The organism is Acinetobacter sp. Gutcm_16 (assembly GCF_028649355.1).
GTDB lineage: Bacteria > Pseudomonadota > Gammaproteobacteria > Pseudomonadales > Moraxellaceae > Acinetobacter > Acinetobacter johnsonii.
In genome coordinates, this window is record NZ_JAQSUV010000027.1 from 36,553 (window position 1) to 54,417 (window position 17,865).

Genomic DNA, 17,865 nt, shown 5'->3' on the forward strand with positions numbered 1-17,865 from the left:
CTTTTTTGCACACGGTCTAAGGCTTGGACAGCTTTGTCTTAGACCGTACATCTCAATATTGAACGATCGTTATTGCTCCCCCTATACACGGATGTTAGATCAAAGGCATGCAAAACAACCCAGCAACAACACTCCAGCAACAACACTGGTGATTTTAGCGGGTGGGAAAGCCACACGAATGAATGGGGTCAATAAGCTTTTGCAAAGATTTTAGACTATTGTTTTGATGTACTGCTAAGCATAGCCCCTAAAAAAATGGATTATAGCGGTACAGTATGGAACAAATTGAAACAAGAAAAAGGCAGATAATACAGTATTTATAGGTGTTTGAGGTTATTTTGGTATGTATTGAAATAAGTAAATGGTGCGCTCAGCGGGACTCGAACCCACGCCACAGGCTTCGGAGACCTGTACTCTATCCAGTTGAGCTATGAGCGCGCGAGCACATCATATCAAAAAAAATCACAAGGTAAAGCATCTATATAGCTTAGAGTGATTTTCCTGCTTATGCTTTATACAATGTTCCATATCTGCAACACAGAATTGCGAGTAGATTACTTGGTTTATTAGGCATAATCGCTCACAATAGTGCCACTATTAATCATTCGAGAATTTCATGACTGATGCATTGACGTTAAGAGATTTGTCCAAAACCTATAAAAATGGGTTTCAGGCCTTAAAAGGCATCGATTTAACTGTTCCTGAAGGCGAGTTCTATGCCCTACTTGGACCAAATGGTGCAGGCAAATCTACAACGATTGGTATTATCAGCTCATTGACCAAGAAAACCTCTGGCACTGTCGAAATCTTTGGACATAATCTCGATACACACCCCTCTCAAGCTAAACAGTGCTTAGGAGTTGTACCTCAAGAGTTTAACTTCGGTCAGTTTGAAAAAACCTTCGATATTTTAGTCACACAAGCGGGCTATTATGGTATTCCTAAAAAAATTGCGGAAGTTCGTGCCGAAGAATATTTAGAAAAACTCGGCCTATGGGAAAAACGCGGCGTTCAAGCCCGTATGCTTTCAGGCGGTATGAAACGCCGCCTGATGATTGCTCGTGCCATGATGCATGAACCGAAACTCCTTATTTTAGATGAACCCACAGCAGGGGTTGATATTGAGCTACGTCGTTCGATGTGGGACTTCCTCACAGAAATGAACAATAAAGGCACATCGATCATTTTAACCACACATTATTTAGAAGAAGCAGAAATGCTGTGTCGTCGAATTGCCATTATTGACCGTGGTGTCATTAAAGAAGACACCAGCATGAAAAATTTCCTCAATCAACTCAATGAAGAAACCTTTATTTTTGATTTGGCAGTACCGATTGAACCGATTCATATCGACATCATTGGCGTTCGTTTTCATTTAGTCGATGCCGTGACTTTAGAAGTGACTATGGATAGAGCGCACACCCTCAATGACTTATTTCAATTACTCGAATCGCAAGGAATCCAAGTCCGCAGTATGCGGAACAAATCCAACCGTTTAGAAGAACTGTTTGTGAAGATGGTCGAAAAAAATCTCGAAGGAACTATGCTATGAACTTAAATCAACTTAGCGTAGCTTTATATACTCTGGTGCATAAAGAAATTCGCCGCTTTATGCGCATCTGGCCGCAAACCTTACTTCCACCTGCCATTACCATGAGTTTGTACTTTGTGATTTTTGGTAATTTGGTCGGCTCTCGTATTGGAGAGATGGGCGGTTTTAGCTATATGCAGTTCATCGTGCCTGGACTAATTATGATGGCGGTGATTACCAACAGTTATGCTAACGTTTCTTCGAGCTTTTTTAGTGCCAAATTTCAAAAAAGTATTGAAGAGCTGATCATGAGCCCTGTACCTTTGCATGCCATTTTATGGGGCTTTGTTTTAGGCGGTGTCTGTCGCGGGGTCTTGGTCGGTATTATTGTGACGGCTATGAGTTTATTTTTTACTGACCTTTATATTACCAATTGGTTTGTTACCATTTACACCGTCTTGGTCACCTCGTTCTTATTTTCACTGGGTGGTTTTATCAATGCGGTGTATGCGAAATCTTTTGATGACATCTCCATCATCCCAACCTTTGTGCTGACGCCTTTAACTTATTTAGGTGGCGTATTTTATGCCATTTCAGCACTCAGCCCTTTTTGGCAAAATTTATCGTTGATCAATCCAATTGTATATATGGTCAATGCTTTTCGTTTCGGCATCTTAGGTCATAGCGATGTTAACGTCGTCGTCTCCCTGTCTGTTATGACCATATGCTGTGCAGTGCTTTATGGCATTGCTTACTATTTACTTTCTCGTGGTTCAGGAATGCGTGAATAATGAGTGTAGAACATTCTCTTTTGGGTAAAGACACCAATTACCCTACAACTTATCAACCCGATATTCTTTTTCCTATAGCCCGTGCTACAGCACGTGAGCACTATGCACATGTTGAAGGTATTCAACAAGGTAAAGACTGGTGGCATGTTTTTGAAATTTCTTGGTTAAATAACCATGGTGTTCCGCAAGTTGCCATTGGTCGCATCAATCTGCCTGCCACCTCGCCCAACCTCATTGAGTCAAAGTCATTAAAACTTTACTTTAATAGCATGAACTTTACTCAGTTTGAGTCTAAAGCTACGTTTAAAGAAACAGTCGAACAGGATTTATCGGCAGCGGCTGGCGCAGATGTGAATATTGATCTTTTTCATGTCGATGATGTGGAAATTAGTCAACCTGAAGGTATCTGTATTGATGAACTGACTCCGACCCAATTGGAAAATCATCCCAATGCAAATCTATTGGCATTAGATGATACTGCGGAAGATGTTGAAGTACAGATTTACTCACATTTACTCAGAAGTAACTGCCCAGTCACTGGACAACCTGATTGGGGCACGGTATTTATCCGATATAAAGGTAAAAAGCCTTGTTATAACAGCATACTGGCTTATATTATCTCTTATCGTCAGCACAACGGTTTCCACGAACAATGTGTGGAACAAATATTTGCCGATATTTGGCAAAATTTGAAACCTGAAAAGCTGATGGTGTACGCAGCTTATACACGCCGTGGTGGTTTAGACATTAACCCTTGTCGTGTGTCAGATGTGTCATGGATGCCCCGCCCAATTCGATTGGCGCGACAATAAAATAAAGAACATTGAGGTTAATACACGATGCCATTTTTTGGTTTTATTCCATCGACTGAACTTTTACAGACTATTCAAACTGCTCAGCAGAAGAAAGACTCAAGTGAACCTTTATATCCACTTCGTGATAAAACAGCACTCCTCATCAATGATGAAATTATTGATGCCATTTTGACTGAGTTAGTTCGCCGTTTTCCACCGAGTGATAAACGTGACACAGCCGAGAAACTGGCTGGCTATATTAAGTCAACAGTTGCGGTTTTGTTGAAGCAACTTTTAGGCAAATCATCGAATGATGTGGTTCAAGCATCGATTCAGTTTTCTGAAAAAAGCTTGTTTAAAGATGCTGAAGATCAGTTCCGTGTGGGTGAAGCATTAGATGCAAGCTTAGTGACCAGCCTCAAATATAACTATGCTGAAATTAAAGCAGGCAATGAAGTAGATAAAGCCGCGTTAACCGAACTGTATAAACAGTTTGCTGAAGCGACTGTACGCCACTTCATGAATGACTTTAATAAAACCCTCGATTTGGGCATGATTAAGCGTAAAGCAGCCGATATCGGTTCTGCAGCTGTCATTAAAGCAGTGCATATTGCTGCCAATAAAATCATCCCCAATTTAACCAAAGATGAACTTTTAGCTTTGGCTGAATATCACGACACCTTATTTCATGCTTAAGTACTAAAAGTCTTCGAAACTTTTCAGATCAAAATGACTCTATTTATGTAGGGTCATTTTGGTTTCTAAGCTGTGATTTCTTGCTCTTTATATAAAGTCCATATATAAGCTGAGGCCAGATCTTCTTGTCATTGTCACTAGACCCTAAACACTACAATTTTAATTGCTTCTATATAAGGAAGACTTTTTATATCAGTCAGTAAAACTTGACTTATATAGTCACGTAAATATTCTGCCTGAAAAACTGTACCATTTTGATTGATCTGTCCTTTATATAGGCTGAGTTTGTCTTTTTTTGTATACCTATTTGCCCGCTTCAGTACAGACAATGTTATCTTAAAGCCTATTCACGCTAGACTCCGTTCACAAGAATTTCGACATAACAGAAACGCGAACTATGGGCTTTACCCTATTCGCTTTGCTCCACTGCCAATAACGACTCTGGAAATTAGACTTCTATGTTAAATTTAAACTTTTATAACAAAGTTAAACGTTTACCTTTATTGATTGGCGCTTTGTCGATCACCAGTTTTTGCCAAGCCAACGATTTCGCTTCTCATCCTGACTATTTCAGCTTTAAACAAAAAACCATGCAAAATTATGGTCTGTCTGCTGAACAAGTCGATTGGGCGATGAATGGTTCTAAAAATGTACCCAACATCATCAACATTATGAACCGCCCTGGTGAAAGTAAACCGTGGTACGAATATAAAACCAACTTTATGGCAGAAAGCACCATTCAACGTGGTGTCCGTTTTAAAGCACAGTACGCAGATACTTTAAACCGCGCCGAACAACAATATGGTGTACCGCAATCAGTCATTCTCGGCATTTTAGGGGTAGAAACAGGTTTTGGGACGAACAAAGGTAATTTTGTCACCCGTGATGCCTTAGCCACTTTAGGTTTTGGTTACGAACGTCGTAAGCAATATTTCCAAGATGAACTCGGCGCCTTAATTGCGTGGAGCTATAAAGATGGCGTGCCAACCAACTCGGTTGTAGGTTCGTATGCAGGTGCGGTGGGCTACCCACAATTTATGCCTAGCAATATTCCAAAGTTTGGTGTCGATTATGACGGCAATGGTCATGTCGATTTACGAAATTCAGCAGTCGATGCGATTGGTTCAATTGCCAACTATTTAGCAAATCATGGCTGGCAACGTAATCAACCAATTGGATTCGCAGCACGCTATAGTGGCTCAAATCCTGAAGCAGTCATTGCTAAAGATTTAACTTTACCGACGCCTTATGGTGTTTTAAAAAATCAGGGCATTCAACCGACCAATCCGATTGTCAAAATCGATGATTTAGATATGGTGAATGTGATCCAACTACAGGAAAATTATGGGCAAAGTTATTACATCACTTACCCTAACTTTCAAGTGATTACGACCTATAACAAGAGCCGTATGTATGCGACTGCGGTGTGGCAATTAGGGGCTGAAATTGCTAGCCGATAGGGCTAGCTTTTTACTCAAGCTTGAGATGTCAATAAAAAAATATTTAAAAATGATGTAAATTTCGACTTTTTTCACACCTTGTTACAATATTGATTATTTTTTAATCAAAGAATGTTCGGTTTATGTAGTTTTTATCATTATTTTAATTAAACACTAGACATGCTTATGACTGCATGAATATTATCCATTTCGTCAAATGTTGTTGCAAAAGTGAATTAACAGGCAAGTTTTTTTATCTTTCAACCACTTAGTTTAAAGAAAAAAGTATTGTCTTTTGGAGTTTATAAATGCAGTCTTCGCTTAAATATATACTGGCCATTGCCTCGACCATCGCGCTGAGCCAATCGCAAGCAGAGATGGTTCAGTCATCATTTACCAATGATAACGATAACTCTCGCCTAGCTGCGCGTGTCTTGAATAAAGATGCTCAAGGCTTTAACTCACACTTCTCAAATTTAAATAGCCTTTCAATCACTGAACGTTCAGGCGATAAAATTCGTCGCGAAACAATCGCTGCAAAAATTGAGATCCCTGAAGAAGAGCCTTCAGTGATTGAAAAGTTAAATACTGTTGCATCAAATACAGTACGTAAGTTTAGTCAAACGGGTATGGCGTCTTGGTATGGTCGTCAGTTCCACGGTCGTAAAACAGCAAGCGGTGAAACATTCGATATGAATGCATTAACTGCAGCTCATCGTAGCTTGCCACTAAACTGCTTTATTCGTGTAACGAATAAAACCAATGGTAAAAGTGTTGTGGTTAAAGTAAATGACCGCGGCCCATTCCATGGTAACCGCGTACTTGATCTTTCTTATGGTGCTGCGAAGCAACTGGGTATTACCAATGCAGGTACTGCGAAAGTCAGCATTGAACGTATTGATGGACCAAACTCTTAAGATTCTTTCCTACAGCATGCATTTGACAGCAAAGCCACAGTAATGTGGCTTTTTTTATTGTCCTATCTTTGCCTAATGTTTTACACAACCGTAAACAGCTCGATCTCCATCATTTAATCCATCCCAGATGCTTAGTTTGAATAAGATGCGAAATCTAATCGATCCGATTTTTTTGAAGCGAGTGCTCTCACATTTTTACAGCGGTGGAAGACTAGCAAAATTAAATATTTTCTCGGCTCATTCTTATCTGATCAAAGCCAATTTTTCTACCCACCCTGAACTGTAGTTTTAAGCATTCTTCAAATTAAAATGATTTTATGAATTACCTAGTAAATTAAGCGCCATTTTTGCGATATTAGATTCACTATTGCCCTGCTTGTTTTTGTATAATTAGGGCAGTTTTATGAACCAAAACTCAAAAGAAAACCTTCTTATTTCTTCAAAGTTCTCAAACCCCGCCTCATTTGCTCTATTTTCAACTTTTTTAGTTCCCCGATCAAAGCTACGCCAATTTGATAGACATACTAAAAATCGCAAATAGTGAGCATTTAGAGCAACACAAATTTAAAAGCAATGAAAAAGATCGGGCTCTCACACTTTTTCATGCTTTTTTCGGTATTTTATGGGCCTATTTGCTGATGAAATGCTAGAAATCGAATAACAGATTCAGACCGTAAAAAAATCCTAAACTCAGCAAAATACTGAGCAATAATTTTCTCGTCAAAAGAGTGATTAACAACGTAAAAATTGCCCCATAAAAATAGCTATTTTCAAATGTCCCTTTCCAGTGTCCGCCTTCGAAAAAAACCAGTGGCAAACAAATCGAAACCATCAGACAAGGTGCCGCATATTTCAGCATGCGTGTCGCAAATTTAGGCAGTCTAATTTGAGTTTTAGGCTCTAAAAATAAATACCGATTAAAAAAGGTCACACAGGTCAAGCTCAAAACAAATAACCAGGTCATGTTTTAGTCCTCCGCTTGATCAAAGAGCGCAGCAACCCACATCCCACTAAACCCAGCCAGCAAAATAGCTGATCCTATTTCTAACCAACTCAAAATCAGCACCATGATCGATGAACTCACCACGCCATAAATTGCGGCCCTATTTTGAATCAGCATCACCGCCATAACCAAGAACACCACCACAATTGAAAATTCTAAGTGGAGAGTTGAAAGATCAGGTACTTTATTTGCAAGCAAAATACCCATTAGACTAAACAACACCCAACTGACATAAAAGCTGAATCCTGCACCCAACATATAGGCATAAGACGGCTTTTCCTTCAGCATCGCGGTGGCGTAGAGTTCATCGGTTAGCAAAAAGCCGATGCTCAATCTTCTTTTGAGTGACCAAGGCTTCACCTCTTCTCTTAGACTCAGTGCATAAATAAAGTGCTGGCTGGTGAGAAAAAACACGGTGATCAGAATACTCAGTAAAGATGCACCCGTCATGAGCATGCTCAAACTGACCAATTGTGCCGCACCTGCAAACACTAACGCTGACATGCCTACAGCTTGCATAACACTCAGGCCCGCATTAATCGCTGCTGAGCCAGCCAATATCCCCCATGGAATAACGGCGACTGAAAGCGGCAACATATCTTGTACACCACGGAAAAAGCTTAAACCTTTTTGTTGGATCAATTGCGACTGCACAGCAGACTCCATTTTTCAATTCGCTAGAGTCAATATGCGGCATGGCTTAAATGGCTTTCTTGTATGAAATTGCTGTTATTTTAAATTTTATGTGCCAGATATTGCGCAGGCGTACAGCCCAAAGACTTTTTAAAATGACGAGTGTAATGGCTTTGATCAGAGAAACCACAGAGTTGTGCGACTGTCGCAATCTCGCAGCCTTGTTTAAGTAAATATAAAGATTTACGTAATCGAAACTGTACCAACCATGCATGAGGTGGAAGTCCTGTAAACTTTTTAAATTGACGTAGTAAATGCCATGGGCTCATCCCGACGACAGCGGCGAGCTCGGCCAGTTGATGCTCTCTTTCAGGTTCTGCAGCAAGTAGTTCTTGTACCAAGACCACTTTACGCTGCGCTTCAGGCAAGTCTTTTAATATTTTCTTAGATTGATTATAACGGCTTAATAAATAAGCCAAAGTTGAAATATATAAACTCTGCTTAAACAGTGTATTTTTCGGCTGTAATAACAAATCGAACAGCAAATTCAATTGTTCGGCTAGCCCTTCATCATGAACCACAGCTTGCGGAAACCACGGCATAGTACCGGCTTCATGAAAAAAATCTTGACTCACCTCTTGGATCATTTCAGGAGTCGGATAAATTGCTCGATAACACCACCCAGTTTCAACAGCAGAAGAACCCGTATGTACCTCATCAGCATTCACTAAAATAATGTCGCCTTGCGGTGCAATATGCTGATTTCCTGTGCGTAAAAAAGACTGCGCACCTTCATCAATTAAACCAATACAGTAGCCTTCATGGGTATGTTTTGAAAACTGCGTATGTTGATAGGAGGCTTTTAACATTTCAAGACCATCAAGTTCTTGAACATGATGGTAATTTACAAATTCACTGGGTCTGATTTCGTGCATGAGTTGGCCTCTCCTGAACACTCAGCATACTGCGATTCAGCAAAACGTATAGAACAAAATTGCTCTACTACTGATAGGTTTTTCCTTGGTGCTTTAACCAACCACCTTCATGGCGCTGTTGTGGATCGTGATGTGTCCAGTGGATCACCCCGCCTTTTTCACTATATTCGTATTCACCATTGAAACCAACGGTATCCCCTTTCTGTAAGCGTTCAATGCGTGGTGCCAAATCAATATTATGTGCAACCAAAACCGTCATTGCATTAGGGAGTTCTACAATAAATTTTTGATGATGAGAACCGTCATTATCATCCTTAAGCACAGCCACAACACGCCCTTGTGATTGAACTTGAATATTACTTTTCCGGCTTCGAAACGCTTGGGCAATTTTTGTTGTGCCATCAAGCACTTGATTTTGCGGTTGACTGGTCTGTGTAGTGGGTTCTACCGCGACTGATGGTGTCGATGTTTGTAATTGATTTTCTTGAAGATCGATTCCGAAATATGCAGCAATCAAAAGTACGATCACCGCACCAATACTCAGGTTGGTTTTGTTGGCCACTTGTTTACTTCCCTCGTTTTATTTTTATTAATTGTATAAAAAAAGCCCCAAAGGGGCTTTTTTTACTCAAAATAATTTTTCAATTATTTTGCAGCAGCTTGAGCAGCAGCAACTTCTTCAGCGAAAGAAAGTTCAGCTTTTTTCTCAATACCTTCACCCACTTCAAAGCGAGCGAATTGAACAACTGTAGTACCAGTTGCTTTAAGAACGTCAGCAACTTTCTTGTCGTTGTCGATTACGTACATTTGACGATCAAGAGCAACTTCGTTCAAGTATTTCTCAACTGAACCAGTGACCATTTTCTCGACGATGTTTGCAGGCTTACCAGATTCGATTGCTTTAGCTTCAGCAATTTCTTTCTCTTTAGCGATAAGTTCAGCAGATACACCTTCAGCAGAGATAGCAACTGGGTTGAATGCAGCAACGTGCATTGCAATACCTTTACCAGTCGCAGCATCACCTGTGTAAGATACAACAACACCGATTTTTAAACCGTGTTTGTAAACTGCAAGGTTTTCGCCTTCAATGATTTGAGCACGACGAACTTGGATGTTTTCACCGATTTTTTGAACAAGAGCAATACGCGCTTCTTCTACAGTTGCACCATCTTCAAGTTTCAATTCAGCAATTTTAGCAGCATCAGTTTCGCCAGCAGCTAACGCAGCAGCAGCAACTTGAGCAGAGAAACCAGCAAAGTTTTCGTCTTTAGCAACGAAGTCAGTTTGGCAGTTTACTTCTAAAAGAAGCGCTTTGTTACCGTCTTGAGCGATAGTGATTGCGCCATCAGCTGCAATGTTACCCGCTTTTTTAGCCGCTTTAGCTTGACCAGATTTACGAAGGTTATCAATCGCTAATTCGATGTCACCATTCGCTTCTGTTAGTGCTTTTTTACATTCCATCATTGCAAGACCAGTACGATCGCGCAATTCTTTAACCATGCTTGCTGTAACTGCAGTCATGTCAATCTCCTAAATACGGTAGAAAATGAATTCTTTTTAGAACAGAAACGGCCCAGAGCTGTCTCTTGGGCCGTCTGCATACATGACGCTTACTTTGCCACCATCACATGTCGCAAAAATGACAAGCTTACGTCAAACGCATTAAGCCTCAGGAGCTTCTTTAGCTTCTTCAACTTTAGCTTGTGCATTTGCTTGTGATTGAGCATATTCTTTACCAGCAAGAATCGCATCAGCCATAGCAGAAGCATACAAAGTAACTGCACGGATCGCATCGTCATTACCCGGAATAACGTAGTCTACGTTGTCTGGGTTAGAGTTTGTATCAACGATACCAATTACAGGAATACCAAGGTTTTTAGCTTCTTTAATTGCAATTGCTTCGTGATCAACGTCGATTACGAATAATGCGTCAGGTAAACCACCCATGTTTTTAACGCCGCCTAAAGCGCGTTCAAGTTTTTCCATCTCACGAGTACGCTCTAAAGCTTCACGTTTAGTAAGCTTAGCGAAAGTACCATCTTGAGATTGAGTTTGAAGGTCTTTAAGACGGTTGATAGATTGGCGAAGTGTTTTCCAGTTCGTCAACATACCACCTAACCAACGGTGATCAACATATGGTTGACCAGCACGTTGTGCTTGTTCACGGATGATGTTAGAAGCAGCACGTTTCGTACCAACAAACAATACTTTATTCTTTTTGCTAGCAAGGTTGTTAACAAAGTTCAAAGCATCATTTAACGCAGGAACAGTGTGCTCAAGGTTGATGATGTGAATTTTGTTACGCGCACCAAAGATGTATTGACGCATCTTTGGGTTCCAGAAACGTGTTTGGTGACCGAAGTGTGCGCCTGCTTGAAGAAGGTCGCGCATGCTTACGTTGTAATCTGCCATTTTCTTTACCTTAAAGTTTGGGTTAGGCCTCCATATATCCGCATCCTCCACCCTAACGGGCACCCAGAGAAATGTGTCGATATATGTGCGGATTTTATTGCCCCATCGCACAAAGCCCGTGAAATTTATTCACGAAAAAGCATTTGATAAAATGGGCGGCTATTTATACCATAGTCACACACAAATTTCCAAAAGTTTTTAGAGATCATGAACAGTACTTACGAAGCACCCCGTCGACTCATCAAAAGCGCTGAAGACATCGAAAAGATGCGTGTGGCTGGACGACTGGCGGCTGAAGTCTTGGATATGATCAAGCCACATATTAAACCAGGTGTGACTACACTTGAGTTAGATACGATTTGTCACGATTATATTGTCAATAAACAAGACGCGATTCCAGCATGTTTAGGTTACGGTGCAGCGCCGGGTCGCCCTGCGTTCCAACATGTGATTTGTACTTCTGTAAACCATGTGGTCTGTCACGGCATTCCTTCAGATGCAAAAGTGTTGAAAAAAGGTGATATTTTAAATATTGATGTGACGGTCATTAAAGATGGTTTCCACGGCGATACCAACATGATGTACATCGTGGGTGGCGAAACTTCTATTCTTGCGAATCGTTTATGTAAAGTAGCTCAAGAAGCAATGTACCGTGGAATAGCAACAGTGAAGCCGGGTTCAACCATTGGCGACATTGGTCACGCCATTCAACAATATGTCGAATCGGAACGTTTTGGTGTCGTGCGTGAATACTGTGGTCACGGTATTGGGACTGTGTTCCATGACGAACCTCAAGTCTTACACTATGGTCAACCAAACTCAGGCATGATTTTAGAAGAAGGCATGACCTTTACCATTGAGCCAATGGTCAATGGTGGTGACTGGAAAACTAAATTACTGGGGGATAAATGGACGGTAGTGACCAAAGACCATAGTTTGTCTGCACAGTATGAACATACGTTGTTGGTCACTAAAAATGGGGTTGAAGTGTTAACTGCACGTCCTGAAGAAGATTTATCACGTTTTCAGTCTTAATTGCTGTCATTGGCATGAAATATGATGCCATCTGTCAAAAAGACCACCTACTGGTGGTCTTTTTTATGACTAAGCAAATATTGGATGTGAAATTTATTCTTTATTTTACAAACATCTATAATCAAAAAATACTCAACAGTAGCGCTCTATTATATTCATTCATCTGTAACAAAGATTGCAAGCTAGTAACACGATCACACAAAACAGGTTTTGACATTCACAAATGTCAAAAACACATGTCCTTCAAAAACAACAGCTTTATCGTAGCAGCAACCTTAATAATACGCTCTATAAAAACGAATAGCTAATTTGGACATGGAGTCCCAGAATGAAAAAAACATTGCTTTGTGTAGCAACGTCTATTGCTGCCTTGCCTATGCTCACACATGCAGATTCACCTTATTTTAGTCTACAAGATGGTGATGGATTTAAACGCTTTTCTGTATCGGTCGGTGCTTTACACGTCATGCCACAAGGTAAAGCTCAACCCTTCCGAGTTAACACATCAGTTAAAGAAGGCGAAGTAGCCAAAAATGGTGACATTAAAGTCGACACCGTCTTAAATAATCTAAATGAAGATGTTGACCAAAGATTATTAGCCGATGCACTCAAAGTATTGGGGTTTGTAACAGGGGGGAATCTCAGTTCAGGTTTAAGTGGTTCATCCACTATAAGCGGCCTCGAAAGCTGGGATAACCCAGGTACGGGTTTAGAAGCCGATGATGTCACAACCCTTGGCATCATGACCAACTACTTTTTTACCGATAATATTTCCTTCGAGATGAAAGCTGGTATTCCGCCTAAAGTCGACTTACAAGGCAAAGGAAAAATTTATGCACCCTTCGCCGCAGTTGCGACTCCACAAATTGGCGACCTCCCCTTAGAATTTTTAAATATTGACTTAAAAAATAATATTTTCATTACCGACTTAGAAGCACATGGCCCTGCGGCATCTGCACGAGCGTGGACACCTGCTTTCGAGTTCCAATATCACTTTGGTAAAACAGGTGTGAATAAATTCCGCCCCTATGTCGGTGTTGGAATGATGTATGCCTACTTCAATGAGCTAGAAATTAACCCACAAACTGAAAAAGACTTGATTGCAGCAGGTCATATGATTGCCAATATTAAAGAAGGAAATGCTGGTGCATCACTTGAAGGGAAAAAGAGTTCAGCCAATCCCAAAGTTAAGCTAGAAGCAACCGATGCCTTCGCCCCTATTGCAACCGTCGGTTTCACCTATGACTTTAACGATAAATGGTTTGCTGTCGGCTCGGTGTCCTATGCTCATCTTAAAAATGAAACCACGATTACCGTCAAAGATGCTACGCACGGTGAACTAATCAAATCCACAGCTGATATTGAAATCAACCCAATTCTGGCTTATGCAGGTGTCGGCTACCGGTTCTAAGCTTCAAACAACTACCAAAAAGACGACACCAAGTCGTCTTTTTTCATGAATATTCATTGTTTTTATTGATCAAATAGTCAATTTTTTATCATCGCTTTCAGCAAATAATTCACTTAATATAGCGAACTCTAAGCTCATTTTTTGGTTGAAATATGTCAGAAACTCGTTTTTCCAAACCGCTGATTTATATGCTCATTGGAAGTGCAATAATTCTGGCATTATCACTGGGTGTCCGACATGGCTTTGGACTCTACCTTGTGCCTATGAGTGATGAGTTTGGCTGGGGACATAATGTTTTTAGTCTAGCGATTGCGATGCAAAACCTGATTTGGGGCGCTGCGCAGCCCTTTACAGGTGCATTAGCAGATAAATATGGCTCTAAGATCGTGGTTGCAGTCGGTGGTGTGTTGTATACCATCGGTTTGCTGCTCATGGCAGTCAGCTCAACGGGTTGGTTACTCAACTTAAGTGTCGGTCTTATTTTGGGCCTAGCATTATCTGCGACCTCTTTTTCTGTATTGTTATCCGCGGTGGGTCGTGCTGCACCGCCTGAAAAACGTAGCCTTGCTATGGGTATTGCCAGTGCAGCGGGTTCTTTTGGGCAGTTCATTATGCTGCCGTCAACCTTACTGCTGTTACAAAACTTTGGCTGGTCTGCGGCGTTGGTCGTTAGTGCACTTTTAATTGCGATGATTGTTCCTCTGGCTTGGATGCTCAAAGCTCCCGCCTTTGTTGTACCGAATGCGTCAACCAACCAAGTTCAGCTCAGCTTTAAAGATATATTAGTCATTGCGAAAAATCATAAACCATTTTGGTTTTTATCTCTCGGTTTTTTGGTCTGTGGCTTCCAAGTGGTCTTTATAGGTATCCATTTACCTGGCTATTTGATTGACCATGGTTTTAATGCAACTACAGGAACTGTTTTCTTAGCGCTGGTCGGTTTATTTAATATCGTTGGCACCTACACTGCGGGTTGGCTAGGTGGCAAATATTCTAAACCAAAGTTACTGATGGGCTTATATGGACTCAGAGGCATTGCCATTATTGCCTTTTTGATGCTCCCACTCAGCACAGTCACCATCTATAGCTTTGGTGTAGTGATGGGTTTATTATGGTTATCTACAGTGCCTTTGACCAACGGTATTGTGGCTAATATGTTTGGTATTAAATACCTCAGCATGCTGAGTGGCATCGTGTTCTTTACTCATCAAGTCGGTTCATTTTTCGGTGGATGGCTAGGTGGTGTGAACCATGACGTGACAGGTAATTATGACTTGATTTGGCTGTTCTCTATCATTCTGAGTGTTTTTGGCGTACTGGTACATTTCTTTGTCGATGAAAAGGCGGTTGTCCATGACTAATTCATTTTTATGGCTCAAGTGTGGTATCGGCATTAGCATCTTTGCTTTGTTTGCTCTGGCGATTAGCCTTTGGCTGAATACGCCTGACCTATTTGAATATTTTAATCAGGCATTTTGCGCACATTAAATCTGCATATTTTGAGCTCGATATTTCATTATAAAAGAAAAGCAATATAATCATCAGCTTAGTTTTTTTTAAATTTTTTCATAAGTTTAGAACTTCTTTTAATTTTAAGATTACACATATTTTGATTACATTTTCTCTAGACCCTATATCTAGAGAAAATAATCAAAATGACCGCATTAACTCAACTTTCACAAGCGATTCATGATGCCCCGCGTTGGCATCAACCTGAACAATTTCAAAATCCAGAAGAAATACAAATTATCCCACTGGCAGAAGAAGCCTTAGGTGCTGTGGTCTTTGGTTTAGATGCCCGTAAAGCCCAAGCAGGAGAAACCATTTATCGCTTAAAACAAGCTTTGGCCGAACATCTGATTTTAATTTTTAAGAACCAAACTCTGGATGATCTGCAATATTTAGCCTTTGCCAGCTATTTTGGTTCTATTTTCCGTCCAAGTGCAGACAATCCTGTGCTGGCTAGTCAGTCTGACACTGGTGTTCCACCCGATGTGGTTCCTGTTTCCAATGCGGTCGGTCAAGGCGACTATACTGGTCATGGCGAACTCACCCCACATGCCGATCACCAGTGGACACCTCTTCCCTCTTTTGGCTCTCTGCTCTATGCCCTTGAGCTTCCTCAAGACGGTGGACAAACCTCTTGGTTCAATACCATCAAAGCCTATGATGCGCTTCCCTATGACGTCAAAAAGCAGATCGACCAGCTACAGCTGATTACTTATAACCCATTCGTCCGTGCGCAAAGTAATACAGGCAATACGGGTTATGGAGACAGCCCTTATTATCGCTTTAAAGATCAACCCATTTTAGGTCATGCCTATCCGCATCCCTTAGTCCGCACACATCCAGAATCTGGGCGTAAAGCACTTTGGCTCAATACCCGTTCGGAAGTTGAATTACTCAATATCGATGATAGCGAAGGCAGTGAACTGATTGCTGCCCTCCGTGCGCACATCCTCAAACCTGAGTTTCGTTATGAACATCACTGGGAAACTGGAGATATTGTCTTTTGGGACAATCAGGTGACACTACATTCACGTCGTCCCTTCCCTGTCGATCAACGTCGCTTACTCAAACGTATTAGTCTTGCAGGTGGGCGTCCGTACTAGGTGATAAATAGAATGAATAATTCATTGGCATGACACCAAAATGTCACGATTGTTTTAGATAATCTGTTAAAAAACCAATAAAAAAAGCCCATCAAACAATGTACGATTGATCAGTAAATGCATTTCAATAGAAGGCACTTACTGTTGGGCTATTTTCAACGGAGTCTTACTGTTTTAAATCAAATTTATAAAGTTCATTCTGTTCTTTTGTTTAGCCAAAGAAAATGCCAGTCAGTTTCTTAACTGCCTGGCATTACAACTTTTAAGTGGGCTTTCTAGCTCTATGGCTTAAGCATTGCGTTTCGCAAAGTCATCCATAAAATTCACTAGCGCTTGAACGCCTTCTAGTGGAACCGCATTATAAATACTTGCGCGCATCCCACCAACTGAGCGGTGACCTGCAAGGTTCAACAAATGGTTTTCTTCTGCTTCTTTAAGGAAAAGTTTTTCCAAATCTGGATTCGCCAAAGTAAACGGCACATTCATAATTGAACGGTTTTGAACTGCAATTGGGTTCGCATAAAAATCACTTGCATCGATATAACCATAAAGCAGTTTCGCCTTTTCAAGGTTCACTTTATGAATCGCTTCAACACCACCTTGTTCAAGCAACCATTCAAACACCAGACCGGATAAGTACCATGCATAGGTCGACGGTGTATTCACCATCGAATCATTCTTCGCTTGTGAAGCGTATTTCAAAATGCTTGGAATTTCAGGTTTGGCTTGATCTAATAGATCCTCACGAACAATAACTAAGGTTAAACCCGCTGGGCCAATGTTCTTTTGCGCGCCTGCATAGATGATACCGAATTTAGTCACATCAACAGGTGCAGACAAAATACTTGAAGACAGGTCTGCAACCAATGGCGCATTGGTTTCTGGAATAGCCGAAAACTGAAGACCACCAATCGTTTCATTGTCTACATAATGCACATAAGCCGCATCTTGAGATAAGTTCCAAGTGCTTGAGTCTGCAATGGCAAGTTTTCCATCAATTTGCGTACCCGCTTCAATGACGTTGATATCGCCATAGCGCTGCGCTTCTTTCAGTGCTTTCTCAGACCAAATTCCAGTATGGATATAGTCCGCTTTGCTGTTTTTACCCAACAAATTTAAAGGAATCGCGGAGAACTGAAGTGAAGCACCACCTTGAAGGAACAAGACTTTATAGTTCTCTGGAATGTTCATGAGTTTACGTAAATCTGCTTCTGCTTTTTCTGCCACAGCGACATAGTCTTTACTACGGTGACTCATTTCCATGATGGAAAGACCCTTGCCTTGCCAATCAAGCATTTCAGCTTGTGCTTTTTCTAAAACGGCAGTAGGTAATGCAGCAGGACCAGCACAGAAGTTGTACGCGCGCATGATTTTTCCTTTCAAAGTGAAACACAATAAAATGATGGCATTTAACCACAGATAGTCAGTGCTTGCAGTAAATTCAACTGAAAATATTTCAATGTAATCTCACCTTTACAGTCAAAAACTCAATCAAGATCAACGATCCAGTTTTAACTCAGCACTCCTCAATCAATTACAGCAGCGCTTTCCCATTTACCTAAGCTCAAACGAAAGCATTCCCTTTGCTTAAAAATGTCGCTAATCTATTGATATACATTTGCAAATTAAACAATTCAGTAACTGAGTCAGCATTCA

18 protein-coding genes, 1 tRNA gene and 1 pseudogene are annotated in these 17,865 nt (G+C 40.8%); 12 read left to right on the plus strand and 8 right to left on the minus strand.

Annotated features, from left to right (window positions below; all coding sequences use genetic code 11):
• Positions 1 to 91: 91 nt before the first annotated feature.
• Positions 92 to 211 (plus strand): annotated as a pseudogene (locus PTT44_RS06580) (molybdenum cofactor guanylyltransferase); the annotation flags it as partial.
• Positions 212 to 362: 151 nt separating this feature from the next.
• On the opposite strand, the gene PTT44_RS06585 reads toward PTT44_RS06580, so the two are convergent.
• Positions 363 to 438 (minus strand) — tRNA-Arg (locus PTT44_RS06585).
• A 178-nt stretch (positions 439 to 616) separates the two neighbouring features.
• On the opposite strand from PTT44_RS06585, the gene PTT44_RS06590 reads away from it, so the two are divergent.
• From PTT44_RS06590 to PTT44_RS06615, 6 genes are all read left to right on the plus strand, one after another.
• Positions 617 to 1,552, plus strand: a complete 936-nt coding sequence (locus tag PTT44_RS06590; protein WP_168158077.1) for an ABC transporter ATP-binding protein — start codon at positions 617 to 619, stop codon at positions 1,550 to 1,552.
• Positions 1,549 to 2,322, plus strand: a complete 774-nt coding sequence (locus PTT44_RS06595; protein WP_004982514.1) for an ABC transporter permease — start codon at positions 1,549 to 1,551, stop codon at positions 2,320 to 2,322. The genes PTT44_RS06590 and PTT44_RS06595 overlap by 4 nt, the downstream gene beginning before the upstream one ends.
• Positions 2,322 to 3,134: an NADPH-dependent 7-cyano-7-deazaguanine reductase QueF gene (gene queF / locus PTT44_RS06600; RefSeq protein ID WP_168158078.1), complete on the plus strand. Its 813-nt coding sequence runs from the start codon at positions 2,322 to 2,324 to the stop codon at positions 3,132 to 3,134. The genes PTT44_RS06595 and queF overlap by 1 nt, the downstream gene beginning before the upstream one ends.
• Positions 3,135 to 3,161: 27 nt before the next feature.
• Positions 3,162 to 3,812, plus strand: a complete 651-nt coding sequence (locus tag PTT44_RS06605; protein ID WP_168158079.1) for a hypothetical protein — start codon at positions 3,162 to 3,164, stop codon at positions 3,810 to 3,812.
• Between the two features lie 458 nt (positions 3,813 to 4,270).
• The gene (gene mltB / locus PTT44_RS06610; protein WP_168158080.1) at positions 4,271 to 5,272 is read left to right on the plus strand and encodes a lytic murein transglycosylase B; all 1,002 of its coding nucleotides are present in this window, start codon (positions 4,271 to 4,273) and stop codon (positions 5,270 to 5,272) included.
• 287 nt (positions 5,273 to 5,559) lie between these two features.
• Positions 5,560 to 6,168, plus strand: coding sequence for a septal ring lytic transglycosylase RlpA family protein (locus PTT44_RS06615; RefSeq protein ID WP_004695839.1), 609 nt, complete (start codon positions 5,560 to 5,562; stop codon positions 6,166 to 6,168).
• 646 nt (positions 6,169 to 6,814) lie between these two features.
• Here the strand turns inward: PTT44_RS06615 and PTT44_RS06620 are convergent.
• The 6 genes from PTT44_RS06620 to rpsB all read right to left on the minus strand — a co-directional run bounded on the left by PTT44_RS06620 (position 6,815) and on the right by rpsB (position 11,151).
• On the minus strand, positions 6,815 to 7,132 hold the full coding sequence (locus tag PTT44_RS06620) for an AzlD domain-containing protein (protein ID WP_168158081.1): 318 nt from the start codon (positions 7,130 to 7,132) through the stop codon (positions 6,815 to 6,817).
• Positions 7,133 to 7,135: 3 nt separating this feature from the next.
• Positions 7,136 to 7,837 carry an AzlC family ABC transporter permease gene (locus tag PTT44_RS06625; protein WP_273795571.1) on the minus strand — a complete coding sequence of 234 codons (702 nt, stop codon included), beginning with the start codon at positions 7,835 to 7,837 and terminating at the stop codon, positions 7,136 to 7,138.
• 68 nt (positions 7,838 to 7,905) lie between these two features.
• On the minus strand, positions 7,906 to 8,739 hold the full coding sequence (locus PTT44_RS06630; RefSeq protein ID WP_078426468.1) for an AraC family transcriptional regulator: 834 nt from the start codon (positions 8,737 to 8,739) through the stop codon (positions 7,906 to 7,908).
• A gap of 67 nt (positions 8,740 to 8,806) precedes the next feature.
• Positions 8,807 to 9,301, minus strand: a complete 495-nt coding sequence (locus PTT44_RS06635; protein ID WP_168158083.1) for a DUF3465 domain-containing protein — start codon at positions 9,299 to 9,301, stop codon at positions 8,807 to 8,809.
• Between the two features lie 83 nt (positions 9,302 to 9,384).
• Positions 9,385 to 10,260, minus strand: a complete 876-nt coding sequence (gene tsf / locus PTT44_RS06640) for a translation elongation factor Ts (protein ID WP_004695824.1) — start codon at positions 10,258 to 10,260, stop codon at positions 9,385 to 9,387.
• Positions 10,261 to 10,401: 141 nt separating this feature from the next.
• The gene (gene rpsB / locus PTT44_RS06645; protein ID WP_004982536.1) at positions 10,402 to 11,151 is read right to left on the minus strand and encodes a 30S ribosomal protein S2; all 750 of its coding nucleotides are present in this window, start codon (positions 11,149 to 11,151) and stop codon (positions 10,402 to 10,404) included.
• A gap of 207 nt (positions 11,152 to 11,358) precedes the next feature.
• On the opposite strand from rpsB, the gene map reads away from it, so the two are divergent.
• The 5 genes from map (at position 11,359) to PTT44_RS06670 (ending at position 16,209) form a co-directional block, all read left to right on the plus strand.
• Positions 11,359 to 12,186, plus strand: coding sequence for a type I methionyl aminopeptidase (gene map, locus PTT44_RS06650; protein ID WP_004695821.1), 828 nt, complete (start codon positions 11,359 to 11,361; stop codon positions 12,184 to 12,186).
• A gap of 328 nt (positions 12,187 to 12,514) precedes the next feature.
• Positions 12,515 to 13,597, plus strand: a complete 1,083-nt coding sequence (locus PTT44_RS06655) for an OmpW/AlkL family protein (protein WP_168158084.1) — start codon at positions 12,515 to 12,517, stop codon at positions 13,595 to 13,597.
• Between the two features lie 152 nt (positions 13,598 to 13,749).
• Positions 13,750 to 14,958: an MFS transporter gene (locus tag PTT44_RS06660; RefSeq protein ID WP_087013304.1), complete on the plus strand. Its 1,209-nt coding sequence runs from the start codon at positions 13,750 to 13,752 to the stop codon at positions 14,956 to 14,958.
• Positions 14,951 to 15,085, plus strand: a complete 135-nt coding sequence (locus tag PTT44_RS06665; protein ID WP_273795572.1) for a hypothetical protein — start codon at positions 14,951 to 14,953, stop codon at positions 15,083 to 15,085. Before PTT44_RS06660 ends, PTT44_RS06665 begins: the two co-directional genes overlap by 8 nt.
• 167 nt (positions 15,086 to 15,252) lie before the next feature.
• Positions 15,253 to 16,209, plus strand: coding sequence for a TauD/TfdA dioxygenase family protein (locus tag PTT44_RS06670; RefSeq protein ID WP_168158085.1), 957 nt, complete (start codon positions 15,253 to 15,255; stop codon positions 16,207 to 16,209).
• Between the two features lie 288 nt (positions 16,210 to 16,497).
• On the opposite strand, the gene serC is transcribed toward PTT44_RS06670, so the two are convergent.
• Positions 16,498 to 17,577 (minus strand): 3-phosphoserine/phosphohydroxythreonine transaminase, encoded by a 1,080-nt coding sequence (serC, locus tag PTT44_RS06675; protein WP_010327215.1) that lies wholly within the window; start codon positions 17,575 to 17,577, stop codon positions 16,498 to 16,500.
• Positions 17,578 to 17,865: the final 288 nt, after the last annotated feature.

Coding starts and splice junctions, on each gene's coding strand:
- PTT44_RS06605 (WP_168158079.1), top strand. CDS start 3,162: ATGCCATTTTTTGGTTTTATTCCATCGACTGAACTTTTACAGACTATT.
- mltB (WP_168158080.1), top strand. CDS start 4,271: ATGTTAAATTTAAACTTTTATAACAAAGTTAAACGTTTACCTTTATTG.
- PTT44_RS06655 (WP_168158084.1), top strand. CDS start 12,515: ATGAAAAAAACATTGCTTTGTGTAGCAACGTCTATTGCTGCCTTGCCT.
- PTT44_RS06625 (WP_273795571.1), bottom strand. CDS start 7,837: ATGGAGTCTGCTGTGCAGTCGCAATTGATCCAACAAAAAGGTTTAAGC.
- PTT44_RS06595 (WP_004982514.1), top strand. CDS start 1,549: ATGAACTTAAATCAACTTAGCGTAGCTTTATATACTCTGGTGCATAAA.
- tsf (WP_004695824.1), bottom strand. CDS start 10,260: ATGACTGCAGTTACAGCAAGCATGGTTAAAGAATTGCGCGATCGTACT.
- PTT44_RS06670 (WP_168158085.1), top strand. CDS start 15,253: ATGACCGCATTAACTCAACTTTCACAAGCGATTCATGATGCCCCGCGT.
- rpsB (WP_004982536.1), bottom strand. CDS start 11,151: ATGGCAGATTACAACGTAAGCATGCGCGACCTTCTTCAAGCAGGCGCA.
- PTT44_RS06630 (WP_078426468.1), bottom strand. CDS start 8,739: ATGCACGAAATCAGACCCAGTGAATTTGTAAATTACCATCATGTTCAA.
- PTT44_RS06660 (WP_087013304.1), top strand. CDS start 13,750: ATGTCAGAAACTCGTTTTTCCAAACCGCTGATTTATATGCTCATTGGA.
- PTT44_RS06620 (WP_168158081.1), bottom strand. CDS start 7,132: ATGACCTGGTTATTTGTTTTGAGCTTGACCTGTGTGACCTTTTTTAAT.
- PTT44_RS06615 (WP_004695839.1), top strand. CDS start 5,560: ATGCAGTCTTCGCTTAAATATATACTGGCCATTGCCTCGACCATCGCG.
- serC (WP_010327215.1), bottom strand. CDS start 17,577: ATGCGCGCGTACAACTTCTGTGCTGGTCCTGCTGCATTACCTACTGCC.
- PTT44_RS06665 (WP_273795572.1), top strand. CDS start 14,951: ATGACTAATTCATTTTTATGGCTCAAGTGTGGTATCGGCATTAGCATC.
- queF (WP_168158078.1), top strand. CDS start 2,322: ATGAGTGTAGAACATTCTCTTTTGGGTAAAGACACCAATTACCCTACA.
- map (WP_004695821.1), top strand. CDS start 11,359: ATGAACAGTACTTACGAAGCACCCCGTCGACTCATCAAAAGCGCTGAA.
- PTT44_RS06590 (WP_168158077.1), top strand. CDS start 617: ATGACTGATGCATTGACGTTAAGAGATTTGTCCAAAACCTATAAAAAT.